24 protein-coding genes and 1 tRNA gene are annotated in these 17935 nt (G+C 67.2%); 17 read left to right on the plus strand and 8 right to left on the minus strand.

All coding sequences use genetic code 11. The features are described 5' to 3' along the window. Positions 1–482 (plus strand): hypothetical protein (locus Q0579_RS04785; RefSeq protein WP_298809685.1); only part of this gene is annotated, 482 nt, incomplete at its 5' end. Positions 483–584: 102 nt separating this feature from the next. On the opposite strand, the gene Q0579_RS04790 is transcribed toward Q0579_RS04785, so the two are convergent. The 3 genes from Q0579_RS04790 to Q0579_RS04795 all read right to left on the minus strand — a co-directional run bounded on the left by Q0579_RS04790 (position 585) and on the right by Q0579_RS04795 (position 1575). Next, positions 585–860, minus strand: a complete 276-nt coding sequence (locus Q0579_RS04790) for a hypothetical protein (protein WP_298809686.1) — start codon at positions 858–860, stop codon at positions 585–587. Between the two features lie 203 nt (positions 861–1063). Next, positions 1064–1270 (minus strand): DUF2158 domain-containing protein, encoded by a 207-nt coding sequence (locus Q0579_RS18260; RefSeq protein WP_366522263.1) that lies wholly within the window; start codon positions 1268–1270, stop codon positions 1064–1066. A 32-nt stretch (positions 1271–1302) separates the two neighbouring features. Continuing rightward, a complete protein-coding gene (locus Q0579_RS04795; protein ID WP_298809687.1) occupies positions 1303–1575 on the minus strand; it encodes a hypothetical protein in 273 nt (90 codons plus the stop codon). A 374-nt stretch (positions 1576–1949) separates the two neighbouring features. Between Q0579_RS04795 and Q0579_RS04800 the strand changes: the two genes are divergently transcribed. Genes Q0579_RS04800 through Q0579_RS04810 form a run of 3 tightly spaced genes read left to right on the plus strand, consistent with a single transcriptional unit; the run spans position 1950 to position 2885 of the window. Then, on the plus strand, positions 1950–2102 hold the full coding sequence (locus Q0579_RS04800; protein ID WP_298809689.1) for a hypothetical protein: 153 nt from the start codon (positions 1950–1952) through the stop codon (positions 2100–2102). Then, complete coding sequence (locus Q0579_RS04805; protein ID WP_298809692.1) at positions 2099–2470, plus strand: hypothetical protein; 372 nt, start codon at positions 2099–2101, stop codon at positions 2468–2470. Before Q0579_RS04800 ends, Q0579_RS04805 begins: the two co-directional genes overlap by 4 nt. A 1-nt stretch (position 2471) precedes the next feature. Next, positions 2472–2885, plus strand: coding sequence for a hypothetical protein (locus Q0579_RS04810; protein WP_298809695.1), 414 nt, complete (start codon positions 2472–2474; stop codon positions 2883–2885). A 65-nt stretch (positions 2886–2950) separates the two neighbouring features. Here Q0579_RS04810 and Q0579_RS04815 read toward each other — a convergent pair. Further along, positions 2951–3024: transfer RNA gene (locus tag Q0579_RS04815), tRNA-Gln, on the minus strand. A 158-nt stretch (positions 3025–3182) separates the two neighbouring features. Here Q0579_RS04815 and Q0579_RS04820 point away from each other — a divergent pair. From Q0579_RS04820 to Q0579_RS04850, 7 genes are all read left to right on the plus strand, one after another. Then, on the plus strand, positions 3183–4235 hold the full coding sequence (locus tag Q0579_RS04820) for a Ppx/GppA phosphatase family protein (protein ID WP_298809943.1): 1053 nt from the start codon (positions 3183–3185) through the stop codon (positions 4233–4235). Between the two features lie 4 nt (positions 4236–4239). Then, positions 4240–4944 (plus strand): RlmE family RNA methyltransferase, encoded by a 705-nt coding sequence (locus tag Q0579_RS04825; protein ID WP_298809698.1) that lies wholly within the window; start codon positions 4240–4242, stop codon positions 4942–4944. A 147-nt stretch (positions 4945–5091) separates the two neighbouring features. Beyond that, on the plus strand, positions 5092–7158 hold the full coding sequence (locus Q0579_RS04830) for a PAS domain-containing protein (RefSeq protein ID WP_298809701.1): 2067 nt from the start codon (positions 5092–5094) through the stop codon (positions 7156–7158). 55 nt (positions 7159–7213) lie between these two features. After that, a complete protein-coding gene (locus Q0579_RS04835; protein ID WP_298809704.1) occupies positions 7214–7606 on the plus strand; it encodes a response regulator in 393 nt (130 codons plus the stop codon). Further along, complete coding sequence (locus Q0579_RS04840) at positions 7603–8319, plus strand: Crp/Fnr family transcriptional regulator (protein WP_298809707.1); 717 nt, start codon at positions 7603–7605, stop codon at positions 8317–8319. Before Q0579_RS04835 ends, Q0579_RS04840 begins: the two co-directional genes overlap by 4 nt. Positions 8320–8445: 126 nt before the next feature. Beyond that, positions 8446–9297 (plus strand): MBL fold metallo-hydrolase, encoded by an 852-nt coding sequence (locus tag Q0579_RS04845; RefSeq protein ID WP_298809709.1) that lies wholly within the window; start codon positions 8446–8448, stop codon positions 9295–9297. 54 nt (positions 9298–9351) lie between these two features. Then, positions 9352–9774, plus strand: coding sequence for a hypothetical protein (locus Q0579_RS04850; RefSeq protein WP_298809711.1), 423 nt, complete (start codon positions 9352–9354; stop codon positions 9772–9774). Positions 9775–9787: 13 nt separating this feature from the next. Here Q0579_RS04850 and Q0579_RS04855 read toward each other — a convergent pair whose 3' ends face one another. After that, complete coding sequence (locus tag Q0579_RS04855; protein WP_298809714.1) at positions 9788–10396, minus strand: TlpA disulfide reductase family protein; 609 nt, start codon at positions 10394–10396, stop codon at positions 9788–9790. A gap of 16 nt (positions 10397–10412) precedes the next feature. Between Q0579_RS04855 and argH the strand changes: the two genes are divergently transcribed. From argH to Q0579_RS04880, 5 genes are read left to right on the plus strand one after another with little or no spacing between them, the layout of a single operon-like run. Further along, a complete protein-coding gene (gene argH / locus Q0579_RS04860; protein ID WP_298809946.1) occupies positions 10413–11780 on the plus strand; it encodes an argininosuccinate lyase in 1368 nt (455 codons plus the stop codon). Beyond that, the gene (locus tag Q0579_RS04865) at positions 11777–12010 is read left to right on the plus strand and encodes a hypothetical protein (RefSeq protein ID WP_298809717.1); all 234 of its coding nucleotides are present in this window, start codon (positions 11777–11779) and stop codon (positions 12008–12010) included. Before argH ends, Q0579_RS04865 begins: the two co-directional genes overlap by 4 nt. Beyond that, positions 12007–13263, plus strand: a complete 1257-nt coding sequence (gene lysA, locus Q0579_RS04870; protein ID WP_298809719.1) for a diaminopimelate decarboxylase — start codon at positions 12007–12009, stop codon at positions 13261–13263. The genes Q0579_RS04865 and lysA overlap by 4 nt, the downstream gene beginning before the upstream one ends. A 19-nt stretch (positions 13264–13282) precedes the next feature. Continuing rightward, positions 13283–14053: an NAD(P)-dependent oxidoreductase gene (locus Q0579_RS04875; RefSeq protein ID WP_298809721.1), complete on the plus strand. Its 771-nt coding sequence runs from the start codon at positions 13283–13285 to the stop codon at positions 14051–14053. Then, positions 14050–15030: a CorA family divalent cation transporter gene (locus Q0579_RS04880; RefSeq protein ID WP_298809723.1), complete on the plus strand. Its 981-nt coding sequence runs from the start codon at positions 14050–14052 to the stop codon at positions 15028–15030. Before Q0579_RS04875 ends, Q0579_RS04880 begins: the two co-directional genes overlap by 4 nt. Before the next feature lie 4 nt (positions 15031–15034). Here the strand turns inward: Q0579_RS04880 and Q0579_RS04885 are convergent, their stop codons facing one another. Continuing rightward, on the minus strand, positions 15035–15451 hold the full coding sequence (locus tag Q0579_RS04885; protein ID WP_298809726.1) for a DUF4383 domain-containing protein: 417 nt from the start codon (positions 15449–15451) through the stop codon (positions 15035–15037). 188 nt (positions 15452–15639) lie between these two features. On the opposite strand from Q0579_RS04885, the gene Q0579_RS04890 reads away from it, so the two are divergent. Further along, positions 15640–15981, plus strand: coding sequence for an MmcQ/YjbR family DNA-binding protein (locus tag Q0579_RS04890; protein ID WP_298809729.1), 342 nt, complete (start codon positions 15640–15642; stop codon positions 15979–15981). 19 nt (positions 15982–16000) lie between these two features. Here Q0579_RS04890 and Q0579_RS04895 read toward each other — a convergent pair whose 3' ends face one another. Further along, on the minus strand, positions 16001–16399 hold the full coding sequence (locus tag Q0579_RS04895) for a flagellar protein FliS (RefSeq protein WP_298809734.1): 399 nt from the start codon (positions 16397–16399) through the stop codon (positions 16001–16003). Between the two features lie 18 nt (positions 16400–16417). Further along, entirely contained in the window at positions 16418–17929 is a 1512-nt protein-coding gene (gene fliD / locus Q0579_RS04900; protein WP_298809737.1) for a flagellar filament capping protein FliD, read from the minus strand. Between the last annotated feature and the right edge of the window lie 6 nt (positions 17930–17935).

Here is a 17935-nt window from a genome sequence, read left to right on the forward strand (position 1 = left end):
TTTCGACGCCGATCACTCCGCTACCGGGGTCCCTTTTCCACGCCGATCCACATTTGTTCGGCAGCCTGTTCGCTAACGGCGGCGCGTTCGGCACCGCTCAGCAGTACGCAAAGGGTGGAGCGTTCGATACGGCGCAACGGTTCGCCAACGGCGGTGCCTTCACCAACTCAATCGTTTCCTCGCCTACCCTGTTCAAGTTCGCAAACGGCTCGAAAATGGGGATGATGGGTGAGGCCGGCGCGGAAGCGATTATGCCGCTCAAGCGCGGTCCGAACGGTTCGCTGGGTGTCGAGGCGCACGGTAAATCGAAGCCATCGATCCGCATGGGCGATGTTCATATCACGAACAGCCTTGCGGGCGCGATCGGCCCCGATGGTCTGGCGCAAGCGCTACAGCAGAGCAGCGCGGCAGCGGTTCAGCAGATCAGACGTGACCTGCAAACCATGCTGCAACAGCTCGATATGGATGGGACATTGCAATAACGAGATAGCGTGGCAGCGTCGGGAAATGCTGCTGCGCTAGAGGCCGGGAGGTTATCCCTCGTTCCCTCCCGGCCTCACACCATGCGTGACGATATCGGTACGCTACTCGCCTTCTTCCCGCCTAATCACTTCCGGCGCTGCCTTCACCGCTGCGAAGATGTTGTCGAGCGTCCGTTGCATCTCGATCACATACCCATTCCCATCGCGCTCAAGTTGCGTGAGCGGGTGAGACATGACGGTATGCATCTCGCTCACGGCCGCGTCGTTCAAGATCCCTGCTCCGCGCAGGGTGGCGGCTAAAGTGGCGATACCGTTCATCGCGCTCACGTGGAACGCCAGCAGAGTATCCCAACCGTTCTGTGGTTCTGTACTCGCCATCGCGTCACCCCCCCTTTGTGTGCGCCCAAATGCGCCATTGTCCGGCAGCGGTGCCCGGTGAGCGGCCGGTGGTCTGCTTGTACTCACCCATGTACTCACCACTCGCGACCCAAACGCTAGATGAGCGCTGCTCGACGCTAATCTCTAAACGTTGACCCCACACCGTCACAGATTTAATCATAGAGGCTCCAGGATCACTACACTTAGGCGTTATTATCCTCGGAATCTTGCGCGAGTTCGAGGGTGAGAGAATGGCAAGTTAGCCTCTTAACCTCATCTCCGGCGAACCACACGGTCATCGCCTGAAAACCGCCGCCCGCATTATACGGCTGACATGCCTCGACCGTCATCAACGGTCCGCCAGACTTGAGCATTACCAAGTCACCTACTGAGAACGGTCCACCTGCCACTTCAAAACCTCCAATGATCTATTAAGATTCAGTCAGCCCCATTTGCGGGCCGGTTCATTGAGCCAGTCGCCACAACCAAATCGGCGCGCAGCCCAAGAACGCGCAAGCTTTACGATGAATATCTTATCGTTTGCGTCGATCAGCTTGCCTAGCTCGTCACGAACCGTGGCAGGCAGCTTATCCGTTTCGATAAGGTACACCGACTCAAGGTCTTTGCAGCGGTTGTACTGTTTAAAATAGTCCCAGACCGGCTGATAGTTCCGACCCGGCGCCTTCAGATCGTAAGTGACGAGTAATATGGACACGACTCCCTCCCCCTCGAATGATTGAGGCAGGGTTGCAGATCGTCGCGATGAATCAACTGCAATTATTTATGAGCGCTGCCCTCCGAAGGCAGCGCCTAATCTAGTCACCCGAACTTCTCTCGAAGGATGAGCCTAATAGCCTCAGGTCGAGATGGTGGGCTTGCCTGCTTAGCAATCCACGCTTCAAGCGATGCCAAGTCGTCGGGAGGGAGCTTTACCAGGACTCCCACCGAGCCAACTGGTGGGCGTCCCCGCTTCTTTCCGATATCCGCTATTGCATCCGTCATTCTTTACCGATATCTGATAGTGCGAGCCGGGGCAAGGCGTAGGACCCTCGCACCGGCTCTAACCGAAACGATCAATGGAGGATCGTCATGGCTTCAAATGTCATACCGTTCGTGCGGCCTTCTGCCAACGGACAGCCTGCCTACGCGCCCGGCGTCGCGCCGTTCAATCCTAGCAATGCCGCACATGTCAGCGCGTGGAACGCTCTCTACAGCTTCGGACAGGTGGAGGCGCGCAAGTGACCGACCTCAACCGTCGCGCGCTGTTCGGCGGCGCTGGTGTCATCGCTGCTCTAGCGGCTGCGCCCTCCCTCGCATCGCTCTCTCCGATCACGGCATTTGACCGTCGGCTGGCCGAGTGGAAGACAACCTTCGGACGCTACCTTGCCATCTGCGATCAAGCTGACCCCGACGAAGATAAGGTCGCGGACTATGGGAATGCGGCGAGCGCGGCATACCATGCTCTGCTCTCAGAACCGGCGCATGACGCACTCGGCGTGACTGAGAAGCTCCATGCCCTCGCTCAATGGACCGAGGGCTGTGTGATCGAGGAAAACGAGGTGATGGCGATCGCTGCCGACGCTGCCGCCGTGTTGAAGGGAGCGCACTGACATGGCCGCTCCCAATCGCCGCCAGCTTCTTACCGGAGCCGCTGTGTATGCCGCTGGTGCTGCTATCGTCGTTGGCGGTGCGGCCCTCACGAGTGACGCCTGTGGTGCAACGGCTGACCATCGGCTCCACGCACTCATTGCGGAAAGCCGCGCGAAAGACCGAGTAGTTTCAGCTCACATCGCGACGCTGGACGGCTTGGAGGGCGAGGCGCTGTCACGGGAGATCAGGCGCAACAACGACCTCAACGACGTGTGGGTCAACGCGATGGATGAGGTGGCGCACCACCCAGTTACCACCGCGGCCGATCTAAAGACGAAGCTCGCCTTCATGCTCGAACATCACATGGGTGACGGGATCGACTGGTTGCAGACGATCGCTCAGGACGTGAGCCGCATCGCCGCGCAAGGTGTCTAAATGTGGGGACAAACCATGCTGACCGAGGCAAAAGCCAATCGAGTCAACGCGTTATCAGTGGTAAATGGATGCCCGACAAGGACTCGAACCTTGATTGACGGAGTCAGAGTCCGCTCTCTTACCATTAGAGGATCGGGCAACGAGGCCGCGCATTTAGGGTGATTGGGCGTGGGTGTCAACGCCTTTGAAGCGGTGCGGCGCTTGCCGCAGGGAGCGGGCGCTGCTAGCTTGGTGTTCAAGCACCGGCGGGTCGATCCAAGCGGCCCGTGACGGAAGAAAAAAGTGAGACTGACGGCAATGGTGGAACATCCCGCCGAATTGCCGCGCCGGCGGGCCCTTGATCCCGCCCGTTCGGCAAGGCAGCAATCGCCGGATTTGCGCGGCGGACCCGCGCGCGGCGGGTATGCGCGGCATTATGCCGCCCTTGATCTGGGTACCAACAATTGTCGGTTGCTGATCGCGCGCCCGCAGGGCGAGGGATTCGCGGTGGTCGACGCCTTCTCGCGCATCGTCCGGCTGGGCGAGGGGCTCGCCTCGTCGGGGCGGTTGTCCGATCAGGCGATCGAGCGGACGATCGCGGCGTTGAAGGTCTGCAGCGACAAGCTCAGGCGCCGCAACGTGACGCTCGCGCGCTCGGTCGCGACCGAGGCGTGCCGTCGTGCGGTGAACGGTCAGGATTTCATCGCGCGCGCGTATGACGAGACCGGCATCCACCTCGACATCATCTCGGCGGAAGAGGAAGCGCGCCTCGCCGTGCTCGGCTGCCACGCGCTGCTGGAGCCCGGAACCGGGCCCGCGCTGGTCTTCGACATCGGTGGCGGCTCGACCGAACTGGTGCTGATCGACACCGCGGGCACCGTGCCGACCGTCCGCGACTGGCATTCGGCGCCCTGGGGCGTCGTGTCGCTGACCGAGAGCGCGGGCGGCGGCGACAGCGCGGCCGAGCGCGCGGCGAGCTATGCGCGGATGCGCGCGCTGGTGCGTGAGAGTTTCGCGCCCTTTGCCCAGCGATTGCCCGATCCGGGCGAGCGCCCGCGGCTGCTCGGCACCAGCGGCACCGTGACGACATTGGCGAGCGTGCATCTCGAACTCGAGCGCTACGACCGCGCCAAGGTCGACGGGTTGATCGCGCCGGCGGCCGCGATGCGGCGGATCAGCCAGGACCTGGCCGGCATGTCGCTCGCCGAACGCGCGCGTTTTCCGTGCATCGGGCGCGAGCGTGCCGATCTGGTGGTCGCGGGCTGCGCGATCCTCGAAGGCATTCTCGACCTCTGGCCGGCCGAGCGGCTCGGCATTGCCGATCGCGGCATCCGCGAGGGCATCCTGCGCCGATTGATGGAAGCACGCTGAGCATATGTCGAGAGGTGGATCAGGCGGCCGCACCCGCGTCCGCACCGCGCGCGGGCGCAGCGCGCAGTCGACGCGCTGGCTGGAGCGCCAGCTGAACGACCCTTATGTCCGCAAGGCAAAGGCGGAGGGTTATCGCAGCCGCGCGGCGTACAAGCTGCTCGAACTCGACGAGCGGTTCGGTTTCCTGCGCGGGCAGAAGCGCATCCTCGACCTCGGCATCGCACCGGGCGGCTGGAGCCAGGTGGTGAAGCGCCGCACGCCGGCTGCGACCGTGGTCGGCATCGACCTGCTGCCGGTCGATCCGATCGACGGCGTCACCATCCTGCAGATGGACTTCATGGACGATGCCGCCCCCGACCGATTGACCGAGGCGCTGGGTGGGCCTGCCGATCTCGTCCTGTCCGACATGGCGGCGAATACGGTGGGGCATCAGCAGACCGACCACCTGCGCACGATGGCGCTGGTCGAGGCCGGGCTTGCCTTCGCGATCGACGTGCTGCGTCCGGGCGGTGCCTTTGTCGCCAAGGTGTTCGCGGGCGGTGCCGACGCCGACCTGGTTGCCGCGATGAAGCGCAACTTCACCACGGTGAAGCATGCCAAGCCGCCCGCCAGCCGGAAAGATTCGTCCGAATGGTACGTGATCGCGCAAGGCTTCAAGGGCCGCGCGCGTATGGCGGCGGATGAGGAATCGGACGACAACGAGATCTGACCATCGTGGATGCGTCGTTTGGCGCGCCTCGTTTGTTGTCAGGCCCGCGCACGGCGTCGATGCTGCGCGCCACGGAGCAGTCGACCGCCCGCGCGCCCGGATGATGGGGATGCGCGCGAGGTGTGGCGGAGAAAGGGGTCGGACGAGGTGACGCAGCACGCCCAGCGCGACGAAGCATTCCCCGACGACGCACCCGACCCCGCGAGTGCGGAGGCGAGCGCGGCGGCGCGGCTGGGGATCAGCCCGGCGCACTTCACCACCGCCAGCGACAAGGCGGGGCTCGAGGCATTGTGCCGCTTCGCCGAGGAAGCCTATCTCGACAACCGCCTGCCGCCCTTGTTCAAGGAATGCGTGTTCGTGCGGTTGTCGCAGGCAGCGGGCGTGCGTTACTGCCTGGTGCGCCATGTCAGCCGCCTGGTCGGTCACGGCTATCCCGCCGGCGATCGCGCGGTTGCGCCGTTGCGTGAAGCGGCCGTCGTCACGCTGCTGCGGCGTCCGTTCGTCACGGCGGAGGCGGTGGATGCGTTAGCCGAGGCACTGCGAGATGGGGACGGGCTCGACACGCTGCCGCCCGCCGGATCGCCGCTGGAGGGTGACCTGCTCGATGCGGTCACCGGCATCTTTCTTCATCCGGCAAAGACCGTGCTGCTCGCCGAAGCGCTCACCGCCGCGGTCGGCGCGGAGCGTTACGCGCAGATGGTCGCGCTGGTGTCGTACATCCGCGCCGAGCATTTCTGGGCGCAGGCGCATCCCGAGCTGTCGTTCGCGCGTGACCTGAATGCGATCGAGCGCGATTTTCCGACGCTCGGCACGCTGCTCCACCAACCGCTCGCGGGCGAGCAGGCCGCAAACGATGGCGCGGCGCCGCGCGCGCGCGGCGATGGCGAGGTGCAGCGCGTGCTCGACTATGACGCGTTCGGCATCCTGGTGCTGGCGCGCGACGGCACGCTGATCGAGGCGAACGATCGCCTGCTCGGCAAGCTCGGTCGCGGGCGCGCGCACCTGGAGGCGGGTGCGCTCAGCTGGATCGGGCTAGTGCCGCCCGAGCATGCGGCGCAAGCGCGGCAGCAGTTGACGATCTTCGCCGCGACCGGGCGCGTCGGGCCGTTCGAGACGCAACTGCTCCACCGCGACGGGTCGACCAAATGGGTGCTGATGGCGGGTCGCGAACTGGGCGACGGCACGCTGGTCGCCTTCGCGATCGACATCGACGCGGGCAAGCGTGCGCAGGCGGCCTTGCGCGAGAGCGAGGCGCGTCAGCGTGCGTTGGTGGAGGGGATACCCCAGCTCGTCTGGCGCGCGATCGACGGCGGCGAATGGACCTGGGCGAGTCCGCAGTGGACCGCGTTCACCGGCCTGTCCGCGCCGGCAAGCCTGGGGTTCGGCTGGGAAGCCGCGGTGCACCCGAGCGACCGCGCGGCGGCGCGCGCCTTCTGGCGCTCGGCCGAGCAGACCGGGCAGCTCGAGATGGAGAGCCGCATCCTTCACGCGGAAACGGGCGAGTATCGCTGGTTCGCCACCCGCGCGACTCCGGTTCGCGACGAAGGCGGTGAGATCGTCGAATGGCTCGGCACCTCAACCGACGTCCACGATCTGCGCATGATCCAGGAACGCTATGTCCGCATCGCCGCCGAACTGCAGCACCGCGCGCGCAACATCCTGCTGGTGATCCGCTCGGTCTTCGTGCGCACGGCCGAGGCGACGTACGACCGCGCCGACATGATCGATCATTTCCGCGGCCGATTGGACGCGCTCGCGCGCACGCAGGTCAGCGTGACGCGCCATCCCGACGGTACCGCCGATCTGGAGAGCCTGATCAGGGACGAGCTGATCAGCGTCGGGGCAACCGACGAAGCGCAGGTGACCCTCTCGGGTCCCGACGTCGCCTTGTCATTGTCGCACGCCGAGGCGATCGGGCTCGCGCTGCACGAGCTGACCACCAATGCGTTGAAGTTCGGCGCGCTGCGCGGTGCGGGTCGGATTGAAATCCGCTGGCAGGTTGACGCGGATCATAACGGGCAGCGCGTCCTTGATCTTACATGGAGCGAGAGCGGCGTTCCGGCCGTCTCGGCAACGCCCAGCCACCGCGGCTTCGGGCGCGAATGGATCGAGGAAGCTTTGCCTTACCGGCACGGTGCCACGACGAGCTTCGTGGTTCAGGGCGGCGGCGTGCGATGCTCGATCCGGTTGCCGCTCACCACCGGCGACGGTTGATTGATCAAGGTCGCCGCCCGTGGTGGTGACCAAAGCAGGAAGTATTCGACGCGACATGGCGACGTTGGCGGGCAAGCGCATTCTGGTGGTAGAGGACGATTACCTGATCGCGTCCGATTTGCGCCGGCAATTGGTCGCCGCGTCGGCCGAGGTGATAGGCCCGGTCGCCGATGTCGAGGGCGCCCGCCGACTGATCGAGGCCGAGTTGCCCGACGCGGCGGTGCTCGATGTCGATCTGAACGGGCACTGGTCGCTGCCGCTGGCCGATCGTCTGGTCGCGGTAGGGGTTCCGCATCTATTCGTGACGGGTTACGATGCGGAAACGCTGCCCGATGCTTACCGGGCGACGCCGCGCCTGACCAAGCCGTATGCCGACGCGGCGCTGATCTCGTCCGTGTCCGCGCTGTGCGGGCAGGAAGAGCGGGCTGGGCAAGGAGACAGGGAATGATCAACGCCCGACACGTCACCGCCGAGCGCTCGGTTGTTGTCGCACGCCTGTCGCAGCTGGCACCGCTCGACGAGGAGGCGCGGCAGTTGCTGGAGGTTGCGGTCGCGAGCGCATACCTGCTGCGCCCGCGGCAGGAATTGCTGTCCGAAGGGCGTCCGGTCGAGACGCCGCTGCTGCTGCTCGACGGCTGGGCCGCGCGCGTCCGCCTGCTCGTCGATGGTCGGCGGCAGATCGTCGGCCTGATGGTGCCCGGCGACGTGATCGGCATCAGCGAGCTGCCCGATCCGATCTCGACCTCAACCATCATCGCGCTGACGCCGCTCACCGTCTGCCCGGCGCCGCCGCGCGGAGCCTCGCGCGCGCTCGATCTTGCCTATGCGCTCAGCCGCGCGTGCGATGAAGCGTACCTATTGGCGCAGGTGACCCGCCTCGGCCGCATGAATGCGCAGGAGCGGATCATGGACCTGCTGCTCGAACTCTACGATCGGCTCGAACTCGCCGGTCTGGTGCGCTCGCGCGGGTTCGACGTGCCGTTGACGCAGGAAACGCTGTCCGACGCGCTCGGGCTCACCCCGGTTCACGTCAACCGCATGCTCCAGGCCGCGCGCAAGGCGGGCGACCTGGTGTGGACGGGCAAGCGGATCACGCTGAGCGATCCCGAGCGTTCGGCGCGCGAACTCGGTCGTTCGCCGCTGCGGCTGCGCGCGGTGTGACGAAATACGCGCGATCATAATGACTTACCTGGGTTAGAAGCGCGCCCGCGTTCCGGAACCCGCCTTTCATGCCACCGTTCCCAGCGCAACTGTCCGGCACGGCGGGGCAGGTGCGGGAGCAAGGCGATGCGGATCCACCATCTCAACTGCGGCACCGATTGTCCGCTCGGCGGCGCGTTGTTCGACGGGTGCAGCACCGGATTGCTCGGCCATATCGTCTGCCATTGCCTGCTGATCGAAACCGACGCGCACGGGTTGGTGCTGGTCGATACCGGTTACGGATTGAAGGATGTCGACCACCCGCACCGCGCCGACCCGCGCATTCCCAGACCGTGGCGCGCGATGCTCAACATACGCCTGCGGGAAGAGGAAACCGCGGTTCGCCAGATCGAGGCGCTCGGCTTCCGCGCCTCGGACGTGCGCCACATCATCGCGACCCATCACGACTTCGATCACGCCGGCGGGCTGGAGGATTTCCCGAACGCCACCGTTCACGTCATGGCACGCGAATATGAGGACGCCACGCGCCCGCACACCGGCTTCGTCGCGCGCAACCGTTGGCGGATGCCGCAGCTGAATGGCGTCGCCGACTGGCGGCGTTACGGCGCGCAGGGAGAGGACTGGTTCGGGTTCGAGGCAGTGCGGGACCTGGATGGTCTGCCGCCCGAGTTGTTGATGGTGCCGCTGCCCGGCCACACCTGGGGTCACGCCGGCGTCGCGATCCGGCAGGACGGCGGGCGCTGGCTGCTCCATGCCGGCGATGCTTATTTCTACCGCGGCGAGATGCGCGAGGCGCAGCGGCGCTGCACGCCGGGCCTGCGCGCTTATCAGCGCCTGATGGAGGCCGACGCGCGCAGCCGGATCGACAATCAGGCGCGGCTCAGGCGTTTGTCGATCGAGCAGCGCGAGCACGTCACCGTCACGTGCACGCACGATCCGGTCGAGCTCGCACGCGCGCAGGCGGGCGATCCGCTGTAGCGCGAAACCCTTCGCTGCCTCGTTGATTGAGCCGGCACGAAGGAGTCCACTGCCATGCTCAAGCCCGCCATCCTCGCCGCGGTCGCATCGATCGCGCTCGCTGGTTGCCAGGAACAGATCGACCGTCAGGCCGACCGCATCGGCAATGCGGTGTCGGACGACGTCAACGATGCCGCGGCGAACGTGTCGAGCAGCCTCGACAATCTCGGCGATGCGATCCGCGGGCAGGCAGACCGTGTCGGTGCCCGCGCGGCCGACGAGGCCGCCAACCAGACCAGCCGCGCAGCCAACGACCTCGCCGACCAGATCCGCCGCCACGGCGACCGCGCGGTCGACGATGTCGGCGCAGCGTTACAAGGTGCGGGTGCGTCGCTGCGCGACCGCGATCGCGGGCGAGCGCCGGCGGAGGACCGCGGGTACGGGGACCGCGGCTACGATCGCGCCGACGAGCGTGATCAGCGCGACGATCGCCGCTGAGCGTCGAGCGGGTTCAGACCTCGCTCAACAGCGCGCGCGACTCCGCACTCGACCAGTCACGCTCGCCCGTCACCCGCCACAGCTCGCGTCCGCGCTTGTCGTAGAGGATCGTCGTCGGCAGGTTCGCATTCAACGCCAGGCTGAAACCGAGCTGCGGATCGTACATCGGCTCGATCGTTGACAGCCGGCGCTCCGCGAAGAAGCTGCGTGCCTTCTTGGGGTCCATGTCCTGGCTGATCGCGACGAAGCGGACGCGTCCATTGGTCGATTTCGCCGCCGCGTCGAGCGTCGGCATCTCCTTGACGCACGGCGCGCACCACGTCGCCCACAGGTTGACCAGCGTCGGCTTTCCGCCGAACGCCTTGACCGTCAGCGGCTTGCCCGCAGCGTTGGTGAAGGCGACCGCGGGTGCCGCCTCGCCCTTGTGGCTGCGATCGACCGCGCCTGCCTTGGGAGCGCTGGCGGTCGACGGCGCGGCCTCGTCCGCGCTTGGCGCGGCGGCGGCGTCGTTCGCGGCGACCTGATCCGAGGCCGCTTGCCCGTTATTCGATGCGGGCTTATCGCAACCCGCGATCGTCGTCGCGATCCCGAGGAGAAGTACGATCGCCGAGCGCGCTGACATGAACGGTTCCAATCAGATGTGGGGCGGACGGTTCGCCGAGGGGCCGGCGGCCGTGATGCGCGAGATAAATGCCTCCATCCCCTTCGACAAGCGGATGTGGCGGCAGGACATCGCGGGCAGCCGCGCGCACGTCGCGATGCTGGGGCAGCAGGGCATCGTCTCGGCGGATGACGCAACCGCGATCGACGCGGGGTTGGCGCAGGTCGCCGACGGTTACGAGGCGGACGGCGTGCCGGTCGACCTGGCGCTCGAGGACATCCACATGGCGACCGAGGCGCGGCTCGCCGACGCGATCGGGCCGGTCGCCGGACGCCTCCACACCGCGCGCAGCCGCAACGATCAGGTCGCGACCGATTTCAAGCTGTGGGTGCGCGACGCGACCGATCAGGTGCTGGCCGCTCTCCGCGCGCTCGACACCGCGCTGCTCGCGCGCGCGGAGGAACACGCCGACAGCGTCATGCCCGGCTTCACCCACCTGCAATCCGCGCAGCCGGTGACGCTTGGCCACCACCTGATGGCGTATCACGAGATGATCGCGCGCGACGCGAGCCGTTTCACCGACAATCGCGCGCGTGCCAATCTGTGCCCGCTCGGGTCCGCCGCGCTCGCCGGCACCGGCTTTCCGGTCGACCGCCACGCCACTGCTCACGCGCTCGGGTTCGATGCGCCGACGCGCAACTCGCTCGACGCGGTCAGTGATCGCGACTTCGCGCTCGACTATCTGATGGCGGCGACGCAGTGTGCGCTTCACCTGTCGCGGCTCGCCGAGGAGTTCGTGCTGTGGGCGTCGCAGCCGTTCGGGTTCATCAGCCTCTCCGACCAATGGTCGACCGGCAGCTCGATCATGCCGCAGAAGCGCAATCCCGATGCGGCGGAACTGGTGCGCGGCCATGCCGGGCGGATCACCGGCTGCCTCGTCAGCCTGACCGTGACGATGAAGGGCCTGCCGCTCGCTTATTCAAAGGACATGCAGGACGACAAGCCGCCGGTGTTCGAGTGCCACGATCTGCTCGGCCTGTGCCTCGCCGCGATGACCGGGATGGTCGAGAGCGTCACCTTCCGCACCGATCGGATGCGCGGCCTCGCCGAGAGCGGGTTCGCGACCGCCACCGATCTCGCCGACTGGCTGGTGCGCGAGGCCGACGTGCCGTTCCGCGAGGCGCACCACATCACCGGCCGCGCGGTGGCGCGTGCGGAAACGCTGGGCGTCACGCTCGACCGCGTGCCGCTCGCCGACCTGCAGGCGATCGACGCGCGGATCGACGCGCGTGTGTTCGACGTGCTGTCGGTCGACGCCTCGGTTGCCAGCCGGACGAGCTTCGGCGGCACTGCGCCCGCCAACGTGCGCGCCGCAATCCGGGCGGCGCGGGGAGAGATGGCATGAAGCATCTGTTGCTGCTCGCCACGCTGCCGCTCGCCGCGTGCGGCTCGACGCAGGATCTGAAACCCGCGCCTGGTGCGGCCTTGCCCGTCGCACCGCGCGGCGCGGCCGAGAAGCCGAGCGTTTCGCAATTGCTCACCCCCTCGGTGCAGGCGCGCCCGACGCGTAGCAACGAGCTGCTGACCAAGTCCAAGCCCCGCAAGCCCGACGAGTTCGACCTGCCCCCGCAATGACCCATTTCCATTATCACGACGGCGCTTTGTGGTGCGAGGGCGTGCCCTTGTCGCGCATCGCGGACGAGGTCGGCACCCCCGTCTACGTTTATTCCGCCGCCGCCTTCCGCGACCACGCGCGTACCTTTCGCGACGCCCTGGCGGGCGTGGAGCGCAAGCATCTCGCCTATGCGATCAAGGCCAATCCCAACATCGCGGTGCTGCGGCTGCTGGCGGCCGAAGGCTACGGCGCCGACGTGGTCTCGGGCGGCGAGATGGCGCGCGCGCTGGCGGCCGGCATGGCCGCGCGCGACATCGTCTTCTCGGGCGTCGGCAAGACACCCGCCGAGCTGATCCGCGGCCTGGATGCCGGGATCGGACAGTTCAACATCGAGCTGGAGGAGGAGGGCGTCGTGCTCGCCCGCCTTGCCGCCGAACGCGGGCTGACCGCGCGCGCGGTGCTGCGCGTCAACCCCGACGTCGATGCGGGTACCCACGCCAAGATCTCGACCGGCAAGCGCGAGAACAAGTTCGGCGTGCCTATCGATCAGGCCGCGGCGATGTTCGCGCGCCTGTCCGCGCTGCCGGGCCTCGATCTGCAGGGCGTCGCGATCCACATCGGCAGCCAGTTGTTCGATCTCGCCCCGCTCGAGGCCGCGTACAACCGCGTCAAGGCACTGGTCGACGAGCTGCGTAGCGGGGGCCACCGCGTCACGCGCGTCGATCTGGGCGGTGGTCTGGGCGTTGCCTACAAGGCCGACGATCGCCCGACGCCGCCGGCCGATTACGGCGCAATGGTGGAGCGCGTGACGCGCGGCTGGGACGTGGAGCTGATGTTCGAGCCCGGCCGCGTGATCGCGGCGAACGCGGGCGTGCTGCTGACGCGCGTGATCTGGGTCAAGCCGGGCGTCGTGAACCCGTACGTCATCGTCGACGCGGCGATGAACGACCTCGCACGCCCCGCGCTCTACGACGCGTGGCACGATTTCGCAGCCGTTCAGCCCACGGGCGAGCGGATGACGGGCAACATCGCGGGTCCGGTGTGCGAGACGGGCGACACGTTCGCGATGGCGCGCGAGATCGATCGCGTGGCGTCCGGTGACCTCGCGGTGTTCCACAGCGCGGGCGCGTATGGCGCGACGATGGCGTCGACCTACAACAGCCGCGCGCTCGTGCCCGAGGTGCTGGTCGACAGCGACCGCTACGCCGTGGTCGCCGACCGCATCGCCGCCGAGACGATCCTCGCGGCTGAGCGCGTGCCCGAATGGTTGTGAGCCGGTGAGCGCCGGTGCCGTGAGTCTCTGGCCCGCGCTGCCGATCTTCGTGCGGCTGTCCGGCCGCGCGGTGGTGCTGGTGGGGGAGGGCGAGGCGGCCGATGCCAAGCGCCGCCTGCTCGAACGCGCCGGCGCGACGATCGTCGGCGAGGACCACGCGGGCGAGGCGCGGCTGGCGGTGGTCGCCGATGACGAACCCGCCGCGCATCGGCTGAAGGCGCGGGGGCTACTCGTCAACGTCGTCGATCGCCCAGAGCTGTGCGACTTCACGTTGCCCGCGATCGTCGACCGCGCGCCGCTGCTGGTCGCGATCGGCACCGGCGGCGTCTCCGCCGGGCTCGCCGCGGCGGTGCGCCAGCGGCTGGAGGCGATCCTGCCCGCGGGGATCGGGCGATTGGCCGAGGCGCTCCACGCGGCGCGCGTTGCGCTGCGCGCGCGCTTTCCCGAGACGGCGCAGCGCCGCCGCGCGATCGGTGCCGCACTCGCCGCCGGCGGTGCGCTTGATCCGCTCGGCGATCATGACGGCGCGGACGTGGTGGAACGGATCGCCGCCGGCGCCGCGCCGCGTGTCGCGCACATCCGCCTGCGCTCGACCGATCCCGACGATCTCACGTTGCGCGAGGCGCGCTGGCTCGCGCAGGCCGACCGCGTCACGCACCGCGGTGACGTACCCGCGGCGGTTCTCGACCGCGCGCGCGCCGACGCGGTGCGCGAGTTGACCGAGGCCGCGTCCAGCGCGAGCGCGGAGGGGCTGACCGTCGACGTGGCGCTGGGCGGGCAGCGCGCATGACCGGCTTCGCCTATCGCATCGCCGATGGCCGCGCCGAGCCGGTCGAGCTGGCCGACGCGCTCGGCTGCGGCGCGCCGTTCGTCTGGGTGCATCTCGCGACCACCGCCGAGCATGCGCAGACGTGGCTGCGCGCGTGCGCCAAGCTCGAACCCTTCACGGTCGACGCGCTGACCGCGAATGAAACCCGCCCGCGTTGCGAGAAGATGGGCGGCGGCACCGGTGAGGGCGCGTTCCTCAATCTGCGCGGCCGCACCGACGAGGAGCTTGAGTCGTCGGACATGCTTGCTTCGATCCGCATCTGGGCGGCGAAGGGGCGCGTCGTATCGGTCACGCGCAAGAAGCTGGTCGCGCTCGACGCCGTCGTCGAGGAGGTGAAATCGGGCACGATCCGCGATCCCGGCGACCTGCTGACCGCGTTCGCGACCGAGATCACCGAGGATCTCGACCCGGTCGTCGCCGATCTCGGCGACTGGCTCGACGATTGCGAGCAGAAGCTCGACGTCAAACGCATCTTCGAGTTGCGCCGCGGCGTGACGCGCGTGCGCTCGGAGGCGATCAACTACCGCCGGTTCCTGGCACCGCAGCGGATCGCGCTCGAGCGGCTGGCGACGCTGCCGGGTGACTGGCTGGGCGACGATGATCGCGCACATCTGTCCGCCGCCGCCGACCGCGCCGCGCGCATGGCGGAGGAGGTGGAGGCGATCCGCGAACGCGCCAGCGTGGTGCACGAGGCGCTGACCGACCTGCGCGCCGAACAGCTCGATTCGCGCAGCCTGGTGATCGCGATCGCGGCGATGGTGTTCCTGCCGCTCACCTTCATCACCGGGCTGTACGGGATGAACGTCGACGGTTTGTGGTTCGCGCACGAACCCTGGGCGTTCGACGCGATCGTCGGGCTTTGCTTCGTCATCGCCGCGGGCACGACGTTGTTCTTCGTGCGCCACCGCTGGATCGGGCGCGGGACGGGGCCGGGATAATCGGTCAGGGCTGCACGAGCCCTACACGCTCCCGGTGGACGAACCCGAAATAAGCAGCGACGATCGCGAGCAGCGCGTGCAGCCAGATGTCGTTGCCGTAAATCGGCACCAGGCCGAAGGTCGTGTCGGTTGCCGGTATCAGCCCCATGATCGTCAGCGCAGCGTAGATCAGCGCCACGCCCTTTGCATAAGCGTAAGCGCCGCCGACGCTGCGTGCAGCGAACAGGCCCCAGAGGCCGAACGCCACATGCACCAGATTGTGCAGCACGTTGACCGGGAACAGCCCCAGCGCCAGGCGCGACGACGCCGTGACCGTGACGCCCGGATGCACATGCTCGGGCGACAGGCCGGGTATGAACCCCGCCACACCGGCGAGCAGGAAGACGATGCCGAACAACGTGGCGAAATGACGAACCGACATGAGCGTCTCCGTGGCGAACGACCGTTCAGCGGGTTGCCAGGGCGCTTGTTCCGTGTACTTGATTTACGTGGATGCGAAAGCCGCCACGTGACGCTCGCGCGCGCAGGCCGGGATCATGCTGGCCTTGCCACGGTGGTTTGATACACCGACCGGCGGGTACGATGGCTGCGGTGTCGGAAAGATATGCGATGAAGGACTGGTCAGCCGTCGTGGCGGTCGGCATTGCGCTGCCAGGGGTCGAGCAGGGCACATCCTACGGCAAGCCCGCGCTCCGGTTTCGCGGACGCACGCTTGCGGCGACCACGGCGCCCGATCCCGACAGCTTCGTGCTCCATGTCGCACTCGAGGAGAAAGACCGGCTGCTGGAGCGCGATCCGGCGACGTTCTGGCAGACCGATCATTATCACGGCTGGCCGGCGATCCTCGTTCGCTTCGGCGGCGATGCCGATCTCGTCGCGACGCTGCTGGCACGCGCATGGTGGGACCGTGCGACCAAGGTGCAGCGTAGCGTGTTCGGGGCGTGTCCCTGATCGGTTAGCTATGGCTGCGCTATGCCGCGCGCGCCTGCTTCCACGCTTGTGCGATCTCGTCCAGTTCGTCGGCGACGTGGCGGAACGGCGCGCCGGAGTGGCCGATGCTCGCCTCCACCACGCGGCGACGCGCGCCCGCGTAGAGCCGCGCCAGCGTGGTCGACACCTCGCCGCCGCGTTCGAAGTCGAGGTTTGCTTCCAGCGCGAACAGGATCGCGGTGGCGCGCGTCACGCGCTCGCTCTTGACCGCGTAGCGCCCGTTCTCCGCCGCCCAGGCCGAGGTGCGCAGCGCCGCGATCAGTTCCTCGTAGAGGAGCTGCACCAAGGCGGGGCCGTCCGCCACCGCGGTGCGGCCGGCGAGATCGATCTCGCGGTAGGTGCGCGCCGGATCGCGCAGCAGGGCGGATGCGTAGGCCATGTCAGTCGAGCCCCGCTATCAGTTCGACTTCGACCATTGGTCGATCTGCTGCTGCATGAACGATTGCGTCGACTTGTACGCCGACACCTTGGCGTTCATGCTCGAGAATTGCTGCGTCAGCCGCGTGGTCATTGACGTTGCCTGGTCGGTCAGCTTTGCCTGCGCATCCGTCACGGAGGTACGCGATTTCAGGTAATTGCTGTTCGAGGCCCCGAGACCGTAGATCGAGCTGGTCGCGTTCAGCTGCAACGACTGCATCGCCGAGTAGATGCCGTCGGACGTGCCGTAGGAGAACATCGCCTCCACCGCGTCGGCGTTGGTCGTCATTGCCGCGGTCAGCGCGTTGTCGTCGACCTCCAGCATGCCCTCCCGCGTGGTGCGGATACCAATCGCGGCCAGGGTGTTGGGCACGCCCGCGGCGGCATTGCCGTTCAACACCTTGCTCGTCAGTCCCTGCAGCGCGCGCAGCAGGTTCTTCGCCGCCGGATCGGCGCGCAGCACGCCGGTGATCGGGTCGGTCTGTTCCTTGATCGATTGAACGATGCCGTTGTAGGTGTCGACGAAATCATTGACCGCGTTGGTGATCGCGGTCGTCGGCCGGCTCGACGTCAGCGTCGTCGTGCCGACCGCTGTCAGGTTGAGCTTCGCGCCGGCGATCAGGTCGCTCACCTCGTTCGAGGCGCGTTCGACGTCGACGCCGTCCATGTTGAGCTTCGCGTTCTGCGACTGGCTCGACACCTTCATCGCCGACGTATCTGGCGACAGCGGATCGACCGCGAACGACGCGAGGTCGGCGCTATCGCTCGACAGCGAGAATGCCTGCGCCGCGCCGGTCGCGCCTTTGAGCGACAGATAGGCGCCGCCATCGGCATCGTTCACGATCGAAGCCGTCACGCCCGATTTCGACGCGTTGATCGCGGCAGCGATGCCCGACAGCGTGTTGTTGCTGCTGTCGATCTTGATCGAAAACGTGTCGTCCTTGCCGTCTTTGTCGGCGTCGGTACCTTGCAAGATCGGCTTGCCGTCCTTGTCGGTCGTGACCGTTCCGATCTTGAGCGTCAGGATGCCTTCGCCGAACGTCGTCGTCTTGGGTGTCGGCTCTTTCGCGCTCACCGCCGTCTGCGCGGTGGCGAGCTGCGTCACCTTGATCGTGCTGTTCAGCCCCGAAAGTTTCGCGCCCGTCAGCGCAGTGGCCGACAATACGCCCGCGTTCGACACCACCGGCTGCGAGGCGAGCGTGCCGCCTTTGACGAGGTTTTCTAGCGCCTTGGTGAAGTCGGTGATGTTGCTCTTCAGCGTCGCGACCGCGGAGATCTGCGACGAGATCGTGTCGAGCTTGGTCGACAGCGCGCTCTTCTTCGCCGCGAATTGCGCATCGACCAGCGAGGTGACGAGGCTGGAGGTGTCGACCCCCGATCCGGTGCCGAGCGAAGTCAGCAGCGAATTGGTCGCCGAGGTGGTGACGCTCGCGGTCGACTTGGTCGGCGTGGGCGTCGGCGTCGTGCCGCTGGTGGCGCTGGTCGTGGTCATGGCTGT

This window comes from uncultured Sphingomonas sp., assembly GCF_936927845.1.
Taxonomy (GTDB): domain Bacteria; phylum Pseudomonadota; class Alphaproteobacteria; order Sphingomonadales; family Sphingomonadaceae; genus Sphingomonas.

What these genes read in the sequence shown, in the direction of transcription:
- Q0579_RS04890 (WP_298809729.1), top strand. Translation starts at nt 15,640, where the DNA reads ATGAAGGACTGGTCAGCCGTCGTGGCGGTCGGCATTGCGCTGCCAGGG.
- Q0579_RS04835 (WP_298809704.1), top strand. Translation starts at nt 7,214, where the DNA reads ATGGCGACGTTGGCGGGCAAGCGCATTCTGGTGGTAGAGGACGATTAC.
- Q0579_RS04885 (WP_298809726.1), bottom strand. Translation starts at nt 15,451, where the DNA reads ATGTCGGTTCGTCATTTCGCCACGTTGTTCGGCATCGTCTTCCTGCTC.
- Q0579_RS04810 (WP_298809695.1), top strand. Translation starts at nt 2,472, where the DNA reads ATGGCCGCTCCCAATCGCCGCCAGCTTCTTACCGGAGCCGCTGTGTAT.
- fliD (WP_298809737.1), bottom strand. Translation starts at nt 17,929, where the DNA reads ATGACCACGACCAGCGCCACCAGCGGCACGACGCCGACGCCCACGCCG.
- Q0579_RS04820 (WP_298809943.1), top strand. Translation starts at nt 3,183, where the DNA reads ATGGTGGAACATCCCGCCGAATTGCCGCGCCGGCGGGCCCTTGATCCC.
- Q0579_RS04850 (WP_298809711.1), top strand. Translation starts at nt 9,352, where the DNA reads ATGCTCAAGCCCGCCATCCTCGCCGCGGTCGCATCGATCGCGCTCGCT.
- Q0579_RS04800 (WP_298809689.1), top strand. Translation starts at nt 1,950, where the DNA reads ATGGCTTCAAATGTCATACCGTTCGTGCGGCCTTCTGCCAACGGACAG.
- Q0579_RS04895 (WP_298809734.1), bottom strand. Translation starts at nt 16,399, where the DNA reads ATGGCCTACGCATCCGCCCTGCTGCGCGATCCGGCGCGCACCTACCGC.
- Q0579_RS04855 (WP_298809714.1), bottom strand. Translation starts at nt 10,396, where the DNA reads ATGTCAGCGCGCTCGGCGATCGTACTTCTCCTCGGGATCGCGACGACG.
- Q0579_RS04840 (WP_298809707.1), top strand. Translation starts at nt 7,603, where the DNA reads ATGATCAACGCCCGACACGTCACCGCCGAGCGCTCGGTTGTTGTCGCA.
- Q0579_RS04825 (WP_298809698.1), top strand. Translation starts at nt 4,240, where the DNA reads ATGTCGAGAGGTGGATCAGGCGGCCGCACCCGCGTCCGCACCGCGCGC.
- Q0579_RS04845 (WP_298809709.1), top strand. Translation starts at nt 8,446, where the DNA reads ATGCGGATCCACCATCTCAACTGCGGCACCGATTGTCCGCTCGGCGGC.
- lysA (WP_298809719.1), top strand. Translation starts at nt 12,007, where the DNA reads ATGACCCATTTCCATTATCACGACGGCGCTTTGTGGTGCGAGGGCGTG.
- Q0579_RS04790 (WP_298809686.1), bottom strand. Translation starts at nt 860, where the DNA reads ATGGCGAGTACAGAACCACAGAACGGTTGGGATACTCTGCTGGCGTTC.
- Q0579_RS04880 (WP_298809723.1), top strand. Translation starts at nt 14,050, where the DNA reads ATGACCGGCTTCGCCTATCGCATCGCCGATGGCCGCGCCGAGCCGGTC.
- argH (WP_298809946.1), top strand. Translation starts at nt 10,413, where the DNA reads ATGTGGGGCGGACGGTTCGCCGAGGGGCCGGCGGCCGTGATGCGCGAG.
- Q0579_RS04865 (WP_298809717.1), top strand. Translation starts at nt 11,777, where the DNA reads ATGAAGCATCTGTTGCTGCTCGCCACGCTGCCGCTCGCCGCGTGCGGC.